The sequence below is a fragment of the Allokutzneria multivorans genome, assembly GCF_039537405.1.
Classification (GTDB): domain Bacteria; phylum Actinomycetota; class Actinomycetes; order Mycobacteriales; family Pseudonocardiaceae; genus Allokutzneria; species Allokutzneria multivorans.
On sequence record NZ_BAABAL010000005.1, the window covers coordinates 998,486 to 1,011,797 of the forward strand.

General features: G+C 70.2%; 12 protein-coding genes. 1 reads left to right on the forward strand and 11 read right to left on the reverse strand.

What is annotated here, in order from left to right; translation table 11 throughout:
- Window positions 1-73: 73 nt before the first annotated feature.
- The 6 genes from dnaB to ABD798_RS08725 all read right to left on the reverse strand — a co-directional run bounded on the left by dnaB (window position 74) and on the right by ABD798_RS08725 (window position 5,317).
- Complete coding sequence (gene dnaB, locus ABD798_RS08700; protein WP_425549178.1) at window positions 74-2,272, reverse strand: replicative DNA helicase; 2,199 nt, start codon at window positions 2,270-2,272, stop codon at window positions 74-76.
- Between the two features lie 276 nt (window positions 2,273-2,548).
- Window positions 2,549-3,004, reverse strand: coding sequence for a 50S ribosomal protein L9 (rplI, locus tag ABD798_RS08705; protein WP_344872455.1), 456 nt, complete (start codon window positions 3,002-3,004; stop codon window positions 2,549-2,551).
- 21 nt (window positions 3,005-3,025) lie between these two features.
- Window positions 3,026-3,274, reverse strand: coding sequence for a 30S ribosomal protein S18 (gene rpsR / locus ABD798_RS08710; protein ID WP_086818670.1), 249 nt, complete (start codon window positions 3,272-3,274; stop codon window positions 3,026-3,028).
- Window positions 3,275-3,338: 64 nt separating this feature from the next.
- Window positions 3,339-3,851 (reverse strand): single-stranded DNA-binding protein, encoded by a 513-nt coding sequence (locus tag ABD798_RS08715; RefSeq protein ID WP_344872459.1) that lies wholly within the window; start codon window positions 3,849-3,851, stop codon window positions 3,339-3,341.
- A gap of 21 nt (window positions 3,852-3,872) precedes the next feature.
- The gene (gene rpsF, locus ABD798_RS08720) at window positions 3,873-4,175 is read right to left on the reverse strand and encodes a 30S ribosomal protein S6 (protein WP_344872461.1); all 303 of its coding nucleotides are present in this window, start codon (window positions 4,173-4,175) and stop codon (window positions 3,873-3,875) included.
- Window positions 4,176-4,312: 137 nt separating this feature from the next.
- Window positions 4,313-5,317, reverse strand: coding sequence for a hypothetical protein (locus tag ABD798_RS08725; RefSeq protein ID WP_344872462.1), 1,005 nt, complete (start codon window positions 5,315-5,317; stop codon window positions 4,313-4,315).
- Window positions 5,318-5,485: 168 nt separating this feature from the next.
- Here ABD798_RS08725 and ABD798_RS08730 point away from each other — a divergent pair, with 168 nt between their 5' ends.
- Complete coding sequence (locus tag ABD798_RS08730; protein ID WP_344872464.1) at window positions 5,486-6,256, forward strand: deoxyribonuclease IV; 771 nt, start codon at window positions 5,486-5,488, stop codon at window positions 6,254-6,256.
- Window positions 6,257-6,324: 68 nt separating this feature from the next.
- Here the strand turns inward: ABD798_RS08730 and ABD798_RS08735 are convergent, their stop codons facing one another.
- The 5 genes from ABD798_RS08735 to ABD798_RS08755 all read right to left on the reverse strand — a co-directional run bounded on the left by ABD798_RS08735 (window position 6,325) and on the right by ABD798_RS08755 (window position 13,258).
- The gene (locus tag ABD798_RS08735) at window positions 6,325-8,136 is read right to left on the reverse strand and encodes a phosphoenolpyruvate carboxykinase (GTP) (RefSeq protein ID WP_344872466.1); all 1,812 of its coding nucleotides are present in this window, start codon (window positions 8,134-8,136) and stop codon (window positions 6,325-6,327) included.
- Window positions 8,137-8,507: 371 nt separating this feature from the next.
- Entirely contained in the window at window positions 8,508-9,308 is an 801-nt protein-coding gene (locus ABD798_RS08740; RefSeq protein WP_344872468.1) for a DUF6802 family protein, read from the reverse strand.
- A 94-nt stretch (window positions 9,309-9,402) separates the two neighbouring features.
- The gene (locus ABD798_RS08745; RefSeq protein ID WP_344872470.1) at window positions 9,403-11,268 is read right to left on the reverse strand and encodes a dynamin family protein; all 1,866 of its coding nucleotides are present in this window, start codon (window positions 11,266-11,268) and stop codon (window positions 9,403-9,405) included.
- On the reverse strand, window positions 11,265-11,666 hold the full coding sequence (gene grpE, locus ABD798_RS08750) for a nucleotide exchange factor GrpE (RefSeq protein WP_344872472.1): 402 nt from the start codon (window positions 11,664-11,666) through the stop codon (window positions 11,265-11,267). Before grpE ends, ABD798_RS08745 begins: the two co-directional genes overlap by 4 nt.
- 5 nt (window positions 11,667-11,671) lie before the next feature.
- The gene (locus tag ABD798_RS08755; RefSeq protein WP_344872474.1) at window positions 11,672-13,258 is read right to left on the reverse strand and encodes a dynamin family protein; all 1,587 of its coding nucleotides are present in this window, start codon (window positions 13,256-13,258) and stop codon (window positions 11,672-11,674) included.
- Window positions 13,259-13,312 lie beyond the last annotated feature (54 nt).

A 13,312-nucleotide genomic window follows, 5' to 3' on the forward strand; every position in this document is an offset into this window, starting at 1 on the left:
GGTCCTCCCAGGTCACGCGGCCTTTCGTAGCCGCTCGTACCCCTGGGACGGAGCTAGCACGACGTTCTCGACATCAGCCCTGAGCGAGATCGGTGAAGCGGCTGTAGTGCAGCTGGTGCGCCACGGTGATCGTGCTGGTGGGACCGGCACGGTGCTTGGCCAGGATCAGGTCGGCCTCACCGGCACGGGGGTCGTCGCGCTCCCACGCGTCGGGCCGGTTGATCAGGATGACCATGTCGGCGTCCTGCTCCAGCGATCCGGATTCACGCAGGTCGGAGAGCATGGGGCGCTTGTCGGTGCGCTGTTCCGGACCTCGGTTCAGCTGACTGATCGCGATCACGGGCACCTCGATCTCCTTCGCCAGCAGCTTGAGCTGACGGGAGAACTCACTGACCTCCTGCTGCCGGGACTCGACCTTCTTGCCCGAGGACATCAGCTGCATGTAGTCCAGCACCACGAGCTTGAGATCGTTGCGCTGCTTGAGCCGCCTGGCCTTCGCGCGGATCTCCATCATGGTCATGTTCGGCGAGTCGTCGATGAACAGCGGCGCCTCGCTGATCTCGCTCATCCTGCGCGCGAGCCGCGTCCAGTCGTCGTCGGTCATCCGGCCACCGCGCATGTCGCCGAGGCGGATGCGGGCCTCGGCGGAGAGCATGCGCATCACGATCTCGGTGCGGCTCATCTCCAGCGAGAAGATGACGCTGGCCATGCCGTGCTTGATGGAGCACGACCGCGCGAAGTCCAGTCCGAGCGTGGAGTTGTGCGTCGGGATCATCGCCCGGCCCGCCAGGTACAGGTGGTCGGCCGCGCTGACCTCGACGCAGCGCACGGGCACGCTCGCGATCGGGCGCACGTCCACGATCGCCCGCACACCGCGCGTCGCGGACCGGAGTTCCTTGTGCGCCAAGCGCTTTGCCTCGACGCGGAACACCTCGTCCTCGGTGGCGAACACGATGTCGTCGCCGGGAGCGCAGTCGTAACCCAGGCTCTGCACGAGCTCGCGGGCGTCCTCGCCCAGCGGCAGGCGGACGGAACCGTTGTCCTCCACCGAACCCAGGACGTCCAGCAGGCCGGCGAGCACCGCGCGGCGCTGAGCCCGCGAAGAACGCAGGTACGGCACGGAGAGCTCGGGTTCGCCCTCCGCGTCCGCGAACATGGTGATCTCGGGATCGGAGCTGCCCCCGGCGAGCGCGACGCCCAGCGCGTAGGGCGCGGTCAGCTCGGCCAGCTCCGGCAACTCCAGCGCGGCGGCGTTGACCACGGAACTGACGACGCCACGGCGCATCGACGCCGCGATCTCGGCGGTCGTGCGCACCTCGGCGCCGATCGCCCACTGGTGCTCGGCGTCCGCGACGATCACCGTGCCGTCGCCGAACTCGACCTCGAAGCACGGGCGCCCGGTCATCACCTCGGTCGCCGCGACCACCCGCGTCGGCAGGCCGTCGGCCCCGAGCAGCTCGTCACCGACCTCGACCGCGCCCATCGCGGTCCAGCCGGTCGGCGTGGGCAGCGGGGTGTCCAGCGCGAGCGCCTTGCCGACACCGGGTCGCGCCGCGACGATGATCATCTGACCCGCGTGCAGGCCGTTGGTCACCGCGTCCAGGTCGACGAAGCCGGTCGGGATGCCCAGCGCGACTCCGCCGCGCGAGGCGATCGCGTCGATCTCGTCCATGGTCGGCTGGAGCAGCTCCTCCAGCGCGACGTAGTCCTCGGTGGTGTTGCGGTCGGTGACCTCGTAGATGGCCTGCTGCGCGCGGTCGACGACCTCGTCCAGCTCGCCGCCCTCGGCACCGTGGTAGCCCAGGTGCACGATGCGGGTGCCCGCCTCGATCAGCCTGCGCAGCACCGCCTTCTCCGAGACGATCTCCGCGTAGTAGCTGGCGTTCGCCGCGGTCGGCACGGTCGCGATCAGCGTGTGCAGGTACGGCGCGCCGCCCACCCGCATCAGCTCGCCGCGCTTCTCCAGCTCGGCCGAGACGGTGATCGCGTCGGCGGGCTCACCCCTGCCGTAGAGGTCCAGGATGACGTCGTAGATCGACTGGTGCGCCGGACGGTAGAAGTCGTCGGGGCGCACCACCTCGACCACGTCGGCGACGGCGTCCTTGGACAGCAGCATGCCGCCGAGCACGGACTGCTCGGCCGCGAGGTCCTGGGGAGGTTGGCGCTCGAAGGGACTGCCGGACGGCGGTCCTCCGCGGTCGTCGGCCAGTGCCACCGGATGCCTCCTCCTGTGGACAGAGCTGTGGACAACCTGGGGATGGCCTGTGCACACCCGGCCACAGCCGCAAGCGCCTTCTGGGGACTACCTGGGGACAACTTCCCCACCGGTCATGAAACACCCTGGTCAGACCCTGTGGAGCGAATGTGGAAAACAAGCCGCCGATCCTGTGGGGCTCGTCATACGCACCGCGCGCGAGTTGTCCACGGCACGCGGTGGATCAGGGGCGACGCGTCGGTCACGGCGCAGTGCCAAAAAGTGCAGTGCCAGAAAGTGCAGTGCGAAAGTGCCGCCCGCCAATGATCACTCTGGCGGGCGGCACTCGCAGTCTTACTCGCCCGCGGTCACCTGAAGGTTGACCGAAGCGGTGACGCTCGGGTGCAGGCGGACGGACACCGCGTGCTTGCCGGTCGTCTTGATGTGACCGGAGAGCTCGACGGCGCGCTTGTCCAGCAGCGGGCCACCGGCGGCCTTCACAGCGGCGACGACGTCCACCGCGGTGACGGAACCGAACAGCTTCTTCGAGCCGGCCGCGGCGCGGCCCTTGTGCTCGATGGCGCCGAGGCCCTCGAGCTTGGCCTTGACCTCCTTGGCGTGGTCGAGGTCGCGAATGCGGCGACCCTCCTGAGCACGCTGGATGGTCTTGACCTGACGCTCCGCGCCCTTGGTGGCCAGGATGGCCAGCCCACGCGGGAGCAGGTAGTTGCGGCCGTAGCCGTCCTTGACCTCGACGATGTCGCCGGGGCCGCCGAGACCGCTCACGTCAGCGGTGAGGATGAGCTTCATCTGACTCTCTCCTTGGCCGGATCAGCGGGCGGTCGAGGTGTACGGCAGCAGCGCCATCTCGCGGGCGTTCTTCACCGCGGTGGCGACGTCGCGCTGGTGCTGGCTGCAGTTACCGGTGACGCGACGGGCACGGATCTTGCCGCGGTCGGAGATGAACTTCCGGAGCAGCGTCGTGTCCTTGTAGTCGATGAGGGCGAGATTGCCCTTCTTCTTGTCCTTGCAGAAGGCGCAAACCTTCTTCTTCGGCTTGCGCACAGGCGGCTTGGCCATGTGTGGTCCTCACAAGATGTGGTTCAAGGTTTCAGTCTGGGAACTGCGGTGGCCTCACCCGAGGTCAGAACGGCGGCTCTTCGCTGTAGCCGCTGTTCTGGGGAGCCGCCGGAGCGGAACCCCACGGGTCGTCGGCCGGGGCGCTGTTGCCACCGAAGCCGCCGCCGTAGCCGCCGCCTCCCTGGCCGCCTCCGCCGCCGCCGCTCCCGCGGCTGACCCGGTTGACCTTCGCCGTGGCGTAGCGCAGCGAGGGGCCGACTTCCTCGACCTCAAGCTCGTACACGGTGCGCCGTTCGCCGCCGTCCTTGGGTTCGTAGGACCGCTGCTTGAGGCGACCCTGCACGACAACGCGCATGCCACGGGTCAGCGACTCGGCCACGTTCTCGGCGGCCTGTCGCCAGATGCTGCACCGCAGGAACAGCGCTTCGCCGTCCTTCCACTCCCCCGACTGCTTGTCGAAGGTGCGCGGGGTCGATGCCACGGTGAAGCTGGCAACGGCCGCGCCGGATTGGGTGAAGCGCAGTTCTGGGTCGGCGGTCAGATTGCCGACCACCGTGATCGTCGTTTCACCAGCCATGGTGTCGCCCTCCGAGTCGGGTTAGGACTTGGCCTTGGCGGGCTCGCGGCGCAGGACCTTGGTCCTGAGCACCGAGTCCTGGAGCGACAGCTGGCGGTCGAGTTCCTTGACCGCTGCGGTCTCGCAGTTGATGTCGAGGACGGCGTAGATGCCCTCGGCCTGCTTCTTGATCTCGAAGGAGAGACGACGACGGCCCCAGACATCGACCTTCTCCACGTTGCCGCCGGAGTTGCGGATCACGTTGAGGAAGGTGTCGAGGGTCGGAGCGACGGTGCGCTCGTCGAGGTTCGGGTCGAGAATGACCATCATCTCGTAGTGACGCATGAAGACCACTCACCTCCTGTGGGCTTGGTGGCCACGGCGGATCCGTGGCAGGAGGGTCGTCGCGTCAGCAACCCGAAGAGCCTAACAAGTGCCACCGACAGACTTGTAATCGGCTGGTCAGAGCCTGCGCGAACCGCTCAGGCGGGCAGGCGGCGCAGCGCCCACGTGCGGACCAGGGCGGCCGTCACACAGGACAGCGCCAGCGCGGCCAGCAGCACCGGGCCCGCCACCCGGCCGGACTGGCCGGAGGGCAGCGCCGATGCCTGACCGGCCGAGCGCACGCCGTCGGCGTCCGCCGGATCGCCGAGCTGGCCGAAGCCCGGGTCGTAGCCGGGGACGTTCTGGCCGTAGCGCAGCCCGGGAGCGAGCGCGCCGAGCCCGCCGGGCATCGCGACCGGCAGGTTGGAGTAGTCGTAGAGCGGCACCCTGCCGAAGTCGTAGTAGCCGCTGTCGGGCCACCTGGGCAGCTGGAAGTCCGGCAGCCCACCGACCCCCGGACCCGGGTTCACGCCCGGCTGGAGCTGCGGTGGCGGCGTCTGCTGCCCCGGCCCTGGCTGCTGCCCGGGGCCCGGCTGCTGGCCGGGGTTCGGCCCCGGCGGCTGGTTCGGGGCCGGGGTCGCTCCCCCGCCGCCGGTGAGCCGCTGCGAGGCGTCCGCGATGGCGCCGGTGCCGTCCTGGACGGGCTTGCTCGCGGCGTTGACCACCGTGGTCGTCACGCCGCAGCCGGAGGTCAGCGCCTGCCGCACGCCGCCGAGGACCGCGCCGAGCACGGGACCGAGCAGCGGGATGTCGTCGATCTTGTCGATCACCGCGCCCGCGATGTGCCCGCCGGTGATGAAGCCGCCGGAGCCGTTGGGGACGGCGCCGATCGGGATGGGCGGCAGCCGCCGGATCGCCTTGTCGGCCTCGCCCGCGATGGGCGGGCCGAGCAGCGGCACCGCGCGCACGAGGTTCACCACGGGAGCGGCGATCGCGCCGGGGTTCAGCGAGACCGGCTGACCGGGGGTGCCCATGACGGTGGCCTTGCAGTCGCCGACCACGATCGGCTCGGCCGCGGCGGCGCTCCCGGCGAGCCCGATGCCCATGGCGCCGCCCATGACGACGGCCACCACGGAGATCCGCAGAGCCTGCTGCAGGCGCATGGCCACCCCTCCGGTGCGTACCGATCGGTAACGTCACCGAGTTCAACGACGGAGGGCGGCGAAGGTGACGCCGCCACCGGGACTTGTCACTGGGGACATCTTCCCGGGTCACCACTCGTTACCCGGGCACGGCTCGGACTACCCGTTCGGCCTACTACTCTCGTGTTCATGCGCATTGGGGCCCATGTCGGCGCCGAAGACCCCCTCGCCACGGCACAGCGGCTGGGAGCCGAGGTCGTCCAGTTCTTCCTGTCCGACCCGCAGAGCTGGACCGCTCCGGTCCCGCACCCGCAGGGCGAGCAGCTGCGGGCGGCCGGTGTCGAGGTCTTCGTGCACTCGCCGTACGTCATCAACGTCGCGTCGCTGAACAACCGCATCCGCATCCCGTCCCGCAAGTCGGTCGCGCAGCAGGCCAAGGCCGCCGCCGCGATCGGGGCGTCCGGGCTCGTGGTGCACGGCGGCCACGTGACCAAGGGGGAGGACCCGGAGGCCGGGCTGGCGAACTGGCGCAAGCTGTTCGAGCGCCAGGCGGAGTCCGGGGGCTTCGCCGTGCCGATCCTGATCGAGAACACCGCGGGCGGTGACAACGCCATGGCCCGCCGCTTCGACATGCTGGCGCGGCTGTGGGACGCCGTCGGCGAGTTCGGGGCGGGCTTCTGCCTGGACACCTGCCACGCGTTCGCCGCGGGCGAGGAGCTGCCGGGCATCGTGGAGCGGGTGAAGGGCATTACCGGGCGAATCGACCTGGTGCACCTGAACAACTCGCGAGACGCTTTCAACTCCGCAAGGGACCGGCACGCCAACATCGCTTCCGGAACGATCGAGCCGGACGTTCTCGTCTCGGTGTGCGACACGGCCGGAGCGCCCATCGTGTTGGAGACCCCGGGCGACGGTCAGGGCGCGGACATCGAATTCCTCAGGTCAACTGTGAAGCGCTGAGGCGAAAAGCACATGAAGAAAGGCCCCGGACCCGCGAGAGCGGATTCGGGGCCTTTCTTCGAATTGGTCTAGCCCAATCGCTGCTTCAGCGCGGCCAGCTCGTCGTGCAGCAGGCTCGGCACCTTGTCGCCGATCTTGGCGAACCACTCCTCGATCAGCGGGAGCTCGGCGCGCCACTCGTCGGCGTGCACCGCGAGCGCCTTGTCCACGTCGGCCGGGTCGACGTCGAGGCCGTCCAGGTCGAGCGCCTCGGCGGTGGGCACGTGGCCGATGGCGGTCTCGTTCGCGGCGGCGGTGCCCTCGATGCGCTCGATGACCCACTTCAGCACGCGCGAGTTCTCGCCGAACCCGGGCCACAGGAAGCCGCCGTCCTCATCACGGCGGAACCAGTTCACGTAGAAGACCTTGGGCATCTTCGCGGCGTCGGCGCGCTTGCCCATGTCGATCCAGTGCTGGAAGTAGTCACCGGCGTGGTAGCCGATGAACGGCAGCATGGCCATCGGGTCGCGGCGCACGACACCGACCTGGCCGATCGCGGCGGCGGTGGTCTCGCTGGACAGCGTGGCACCCATGAACACGCCGTGCTGCCAGTCGCGCGACTCCGTGACCAGCGGGATCGTGGTCTTGCGGCGCCCGCCGAAGAGGATCGCCGAGATCGGCACGCCCTGCGGGTCCTCCCACTCCGGCGCGGTGATCGGGCACTGGTCGATCGGGGTGCAGTAGCGGGAGTTCGGGTGCGAGGTCAGCTCCTCGTCGCCCGGCTTCCAGTCCTTCTTCTTCCAGGTGGTCAGGTGCGCGGGCGGCTCGCCCATGCCCTCCCACCAGATGTCGCCGTCGTCGGTCAGCGCGACGTTGGTGAACAGGCTGTTGCCCTTGGCGATGGTGCGCATCGCGTTCGGGTTGGTCTTCCAGTCGGTGCCGGGCGCGACGCCGAAGAAGCCGTTCTCCGGGTTCACCGCGTACAGGCGGCCGTCCTCGCCGAAGCGCATCCAGGCGATGTCATCGCCCAGGGTCTCGACCTTCCAGCCGGGGATGGTCGGCTCCAGCATCGCCAGGTTGGTCTTGCCGCAGGCCGAGGGGAACGCGGCGGCGACGTAGTGGACCTTGTTCTCCGGCGAGGTCAGCTTGAGCACCAGCATGTGCTCGGCCATCCAGCCCTCGTTGCGGCCGATCGAGGAGGCGATGCGCAGCGAGTAGCACTTCTTGCCGAGCAGGGCGTTGCCGCCGTAGCCCGAGCCGAAGCTCCAGATCGCCCGCTCCTCGGGGAAGTGGCTGATGTACTTGGTCTCGTTGCAGGGCCACGGGACGTCCTGCTGGCCCGGCTCCAGCGGCGCGCCGATCGAGTGCAGGCAGGGAACGAAGTCCGCGTCCTCGCCGAAGCGGGCCAGCGCCTTGTCGCCCATCCTGGTCATGATCTTCATCGACACCACGACGTACTCGGAGTCGGTGATCTCCACGCCCAGCATCGGCTTCTCCGCTGTCAGCGGGCCCATGCAGAACGGGATGACGTACATGGTGCGACCACGCATGCAGCCCCGGTACAGCTCCGTCATCAGGGACTTCATCTCGGCGGGCGGCATCCAGTTGTTCGTCGGCCCCGAGTCGGCCTCGTCGATCGAGCAGATGAACGTGCGCTCCTCGACCCTGGCCACGTCCGAGGGGTCCGACGCGCACCAGAAGGAGTTCTCCTTCTGCTTCAGCGGCACGAAGGTGCCCGCGCTGACCAGCTGCTCGGTCATGCGCTGCCATTCCTCGTCCGAACCGTCGCACCAGACGACCCGCTCGGGCGTGGTGAGCTCGGCGACCTCGCGCACCCAGGACAGCAGGCGCGGGTGGTTGGTCGGGGCCTGGTCGAGACCGGGAACAGCCAGTGCGGTCATCGCGCTCGTCTCCTAGCTGGGCGGGGTGCCCGTCACTTCCAACGCCGGGGCCGGGGTAGCCGGGCAAATCGAGAAAAAGCTGCGCCACGCCCCGAGGAGGGCGTGGAAGAAAAGGGATGCCTGTGAGGCTAGCGGTACCCGCCAACGGTGCGCCCCATGCCTGTTGTCGGTTCCCTCACATAACCGATCAGGGAATCGATTCAGCCCCGAATGGGCGCCGGTAAACGGGTGACGGCCAAATGTGCTCGGTCACATCGGGGGCGATGTTGGTCACGTGTGCGATACGCGACGAAACGAACTTCTCGTTGCGAAGGCCAACAAAAAGCCCCGCCCTCCCTGATCGGGATGGCGGGGCCGGTCGCCGCGAACGGCTACTTCCAGCGCGGCTCCTGCGGGGAGGGCGCGTTCGGCGGGAGGCCGGTGTCGCCGACCCACTGGCCGCTCGTCGGGTCCACCTTGATGGTCTTGGTCTCGCTGGGCCGCTCGACGGTCTCGGCCTCCTCGCTCAGGCCCCAGCTCTCGGCCGCCGTGGAGAACCCGCCACCACCGGGCTCGGACGGCGCCTCGCCGCCGCCACCGATGCCCCCGCCGGTCGCGCCGAGCTTCTCCTGCTCGACGACCACCCAGTCGCTGCCCTTGGTGTTCTCCTTGACGACCACCTGGCCGTCCTTGGTGATCGTGGTGGACAGCTCCGCGTCGCCGTCGCCGTCGGTGTCGGCGTAGATCACGGTGTTGCCCTGGTGGTCGGTCACCGTGACGGTGTCGCCCTTGCCGTCGTTGTTGGTGTCGACGAGCTGGCCCTCGACCCGGTGGTCGCCGTCGGGACCGTGCACGACCATGCCCGAGCCCGCGCCGTAGACGCCGTACTTGTCGTCCGGCCCGCGACCGCCGCCCTTCTCCGAGACCCACTCGCCGGTCGCGCCGTCGAACTTGGCGGAGCTGACGACGTCGCCCTTCTCGTTCAGGGTGCGCATCACGTCGGCCTTGCCGTCGTGGTCGGTGTCGGTGAAGCTCAGGTAGCCGTCGTCGGTGGCCACCATCGCGGTGTCCTCGATGCCGTCGTTGTTCAGGTCACTGGTGGCTTCGGCGGTGTACTCGTCGCCGTCGACGTTGACCTTGATGTCGCCGTCGGTCCCACCGGTCTCCTCGATGTACACCGGGAATCCCCCCATCCGAACTCGTTCGTTGACTACAGGTGAGACTCAAGGTAGGCCGCCCCGGTTCCCACGAAAAGCACGGACCCTCCCGCTCACCCTGACGAGCGGCTCAGGCGGGCGCGGCCTCGGTGGGTTCGGCCTGGCGGTGGTGCTGGCGGATCAGGCCGAGCAGCTGCTCGCAGCGCTGGAGGGCGCCGCCCGCGTCGGCGAGGCGGCGGTTGACCACCTGGAGCTGCCGTCCGCGCTCCTCGGCGTCCAGCCGCAGCGCCCTGTCGACCTCGCGCAGCTCCTCCTCGATGGAGGTGACGCGCTTGAGCAGGGCGTCGTCCAGTGCGAGCGTCAGCTGCTGCTCCGCCTCGATGAGCTGCTCGGAGACGAGCTGGTCCATGGTGGAGCGCCCGTCGGCGATCGCCTCGGTGATCCACTGCTTGAAGTGCTGCTTGTCGGCGGCGTGCTTGCGGGTGCGGGCCATCCACCACCCGGCGCCGAGCCCGATCGCGATGGTCGCGGGCAGCACGATGGCGCTGCTGAGCGCGACGCCGACCCCGGCGAGCGGCATCATCGCGACGGCCCGGCCGAGGCCGAGTCCGCCGGAGACGCCCATGAACACCAGGAGCTTGTCCTCGGAGGTCGGCGGGCGGCGCTCCGGCGGGCGCAGCACCACGGGCGGCTGACCGGCGCGGGCGAACTGCGCGCGGATGACGGCCAGCTCCTCCGCGGAGAACAACTCGCTGAGCGCGGTGGTGGCCACCCGGTCCAGGCGCTGGCTGAGCATCACGCTGATCCGGCCGGAGACCATCTGCAGCGCGGCGTCCACCTGCGCGGGGAGGTTGGCCAGCGCCTCGCGGTCGGCGGCGTCGGTCTGGCGGCGGAACCACGACGAGACGTCGCGCATCTGCCTGCTGACCTCGTGGCCGCACTCGACCCTGGTGCGCTGGATGTCACCGCGCAGCTTGAGCTGCCAGCCCCTGGTGGAGGACCGGCGCTCGGTGTTGAGCTCGTCGCGGCGCGCGCGCAGCGCGTCGGCCTCGGCCTCACCGGTGCTCAGCGCGCGCTGCTCCGCCTGGAACCTGGCCTGCGCCTCGGCGAGCGCGGTGACCGAGGTCCGCAGCGCGTTGGCCTCGCCGAGCATCGCGGCGCTGCCGACGACGACGCGCTGGAGGGCGCTCTGCAGGGCGGCGATGCCGGACTGCTCGCGCAGCATGGTCGCGGCCTGTTCGCTCGGCGCTGTGCCCGCGAGCTCGAACAGCCGCGAGGACACCGGGTGGAAGTCCGCGTCGGCGAAGCGGGGCGCGTGTTCGAGCAGCAGCTGGCGGTTGGCTTCGAGGACCTGGCGCCAGCCGCGGTGCTGGTCGGTCTTGGTGAGCGCGAACAGGACGGTCTCGACGCGCTCGCCGACGTCCTGGAGGAAGCGGAGCTCGCCCGCGGTCAGCGGGGCGGAGGCGTCGACGACGAACAGCAGCGCGGTGGCGTTGGCGGCGGCCTCGGCGGCGAGCTCGCCGTGCATCGAGTCCAGCCCGCCGACGCCCGGAGTGTCCACGATGGACATGAAGCGGAGCACGGGGATCGGCGCCTCGATCTCCACGTAGCGCGGCGGGAGCTGGCCCTCCGGCAGCTCGGCCCGCACGGAGACCCAGTGGTGCAGCTCGTCGATAGGGAACTCGACCGGCGGGACCTGGCCCGCGTAGCAGGCGCGCCCCGCCCACTCCTCGCCCTGCTTGATCACCAGGTAGGTCGCGGTCGCCACGTCGGCGTCGACCGGCGAGACGCTCCGCATCGCCAGCAGCGCGTTGACCAGCGAGCTCTTGCCGCGGTTGGTCTCACCGACAACGACGACGGAGGGGACCGCCCGCGCGGCCTCGCGAGTGGAGCGGACCCAGTCGGCGGCCTCCGCGTCGGACTCGCGGAGCAGGTCGACGACTCGTTCCAGGGTCTGCCCGACGAGCTTGGACAGGGGCACGCCGGGAGTGCTCACGCTTCGCTTGCTCCGCTTCGCCTGGTGTAGACGGTGACGATCGGCGGCCGCAACGAGCGGCCGTTGTCGGTGAAGCCGACGACCTCGGTCTCGGCGATGACGCCGTCGAGGTTCGGGTCGTCGGTCGGCAGGGTGCCGCCCGCCTCGTGGTGCGCGGGGTCGAAGCGTTCCCCGTCCGGACGCACGGCGAGGACGCCGACGTCGGCGAGGCCGTGCTCGATCCGGTCGGCGACCCCCGCACTGCGCGCGCGGTCGTGCGCGTAGAGACAGAGCTGGACCAGCTTGCGGCGCGAGTCGTCCTCGGTGACGTCGAGAACGGCGTTGTCCGGGTTCACCAAAGACCCCATGTCGGTCTCTGACGAGCCCTCGCCGTGCTCGGTTCCTTCCGCACCGGACATTCTTCTCAGCCTCCCTCGCGGATCTGCTGCCAGAGCAGGAAGTAGGCCCGGTGGACCACGTGCGCGACCCGGCTCTGCCCGGGAGTGGCGCCGAAGGAGGCGAACGAGCGCCACCAGCCCGCCCGCTCCAGCGCGTACGCCTCCAGCTCCTGCTTCGGCCGTCCCCGCAGCCCCAGCTGGGCGTCCACCCCGCCGCCGCTGCCGACCCTGATGACCTCCTCGGTCAGGTCGACCGGCATGTCGACGGCGCCCGAGGTGACCAGCGTGAGCGCTTCGAGCAGGCGCAGCTGGTGCGCTTCGGGCTTGGCGAGCAGCACTTCGATCGCGTCGTGCACGCGCTGCCGCTCGCCGGGGTCGCCGCTGGCCTGCGCGAGCGCGGTCACCGACGCCAGCGCGGCGGCCGCCTTGATGCCGTCGGAGCGCGCGCGGAACACGGCGTCGATCCGCCCGCGCACGCCCGCGAGGCCGGAGGAGTCCAGCAGCGTGCGGCGCAGCGCTCCGGCGGTGATCGCGGGCTCGGCGTCGACCGCGTGCAGCGCGACGGCGATCCCGTGCAGGTCGAGCTTCTCCAGCAGGCGCGTCCGCACGGCTGCCGAGACCGGGCAGTCCCACGCGACGAAGAGGTCGGCCGACATCAGCATGGTCATCCGGCTGGCGTCGTCGAGCTGCGCGAGCTGGCGCAGCGCGTCGGCGTCTGCCGAGGTGAACCCGCCGGTCTCCGAGGTCTCGGCGAGCAGGCCGATCACCGGGAGCACGTCGGCGACCCTCGGCTTGAGGCTCAGCGCCTGCTTCTCCGCGAGCAGCGTCGCGGCCTTCCACACGTCCCCGCCGGAGCCCTCCACCGTGTCGGCGACGACCGTGTCCGCCTTGTTCAGCACGGCGATCGCGTTGACCGGCCCGGCCTCGCGGCTCGCGGTCGCCGCGGTGAAGGCGGCGAGCGCCTGCTGGTCGTCGGCGCGCACGCCCTGGGTCACCACGTAGAGCACGGCCTCGGCGCCCGCGACGGCGTTGCGCGACACCGGGTCCAGGTCGTCGGACTGCGCCGCCACCTCCGGCTCGGCCTCGGCCGCCGCGCCCAGCAGCTGTTCGGTGCGGGCGACCGACGCGGCGTCCAGCGAGCCGAGCCCTGGAGTGTCGATCACGGTGAGGTCACGGAGCACCGCGTTGGTCAGGTAGGCCTCCAGGTGCGAGACCGTGCTGATGTCCACGCCCAGCTCCGGCGGGATGGTGCCGCTGTTGTCGAAGGGCAGCACCTGCTTGCGGCCGTCGGTGAAGACGACCTCGACGCGGTCGACCGTCCCGTACTGGAACCGGGTCACCAGGCGCGTGCACTCGCCGACGTCGGTCGGTGCCACGCGGCGCCCGATCAAGGCGTTGACCAGCGTGGACTTGCCTGACTTGATCCGTCCCGCCACCGCGACCTGCAACGGCGCGTTCAGCCTGCGCAGCACCTCGCGGAACCCCGCCGCGGTGCGCGGGCCGACCTGCGGCTGCAACCGCTGGCAGAGGTTGGCGACGGCCGCGGACAACGGTCCCGGCCAGTGCCCTTCGCTCCCAGTCACCAGTTCACCCCCACTACGAGCGAACAGCATCGTGCCATGATCGCCCGCTCGGCGGACGCCGGGCGGATAACCGCCAGGTCACGG

Excerpts from the sequence above, each read along its gene's own strand:
- ABD798_RS08730 (WP_344872464.1), top strand. The coding sequence starts at position 5,486 with ATGCGCATTGGGGCCCATGTCGGCGCCGAAGACCCCCTCGCCACGGCA.
- ABD798_RS08715 (WP_344872459.1), bottom strand. The coding sequence starts at position 3,851 with ATGGCTGGTGAAACGACGATCACGGTGGTCGGCAATCTGACCGCCGAC.
- ABD798_RS08725 (WP_344872462.1), bottom strand. The coding sequence starts at position 5,317 with ATGCGCCTGCAGCAGGCTCTGCGGATCTCCGTGGTGGCCGTCGTCATG.
- ABD798_RS08740 (WP_344872468.1), bottom strand. The coding sequence starts at position 9,308 with ATGGGGGGATTCCCGGTGTACATCGAGGAGACCGGTGGGACCGACGGC.
- rpsF (WP_344872461.1), bottom strand. The coding sequence starts at position 4,175 with ATGCGTCACTACGAGATGATGGTCATTCTCGACCCGAACCTCGACGAG.
- rpsR (WP_086818670.1), bottom strand. The coding sequence starts at position 3,274 with ATGGCCAAGCCGCCTGTGCGCAAGCCGAAGAAGAAGGTTTGCGCCTTC.
- ABD798_RS08735 (WP_344872466.1), bottom strand. The coding sequence starts at position 8,136 with ATGACCGCACTGGCTGTTCCCGGTCTCGACCAGGCCCCGACCAACCAC.
- grpE (WP_344872472.1), bottom strand. The coding sequence starts at position 11,666 with ATGTCCGGTGCGGAAGGAACCGAGCACGGCGAGGGCTCGTCAGAGACC.
- rplI (WP_344872455.1), bottom strand. The coding sequence starts at position 3,004 with ATGAAGCTCATCCTCACCGCTGACGTGAGCGGTCTCGGCGGCCCCGGC.
- ABD798_RS08755 (WP_344872474.1), bottom strand. The coding sequence starts at position 13,258 with ATGCTGTTCGCTCGTAGTGGGGGTGAACTGGTGACTGGGAGCGAAGGG.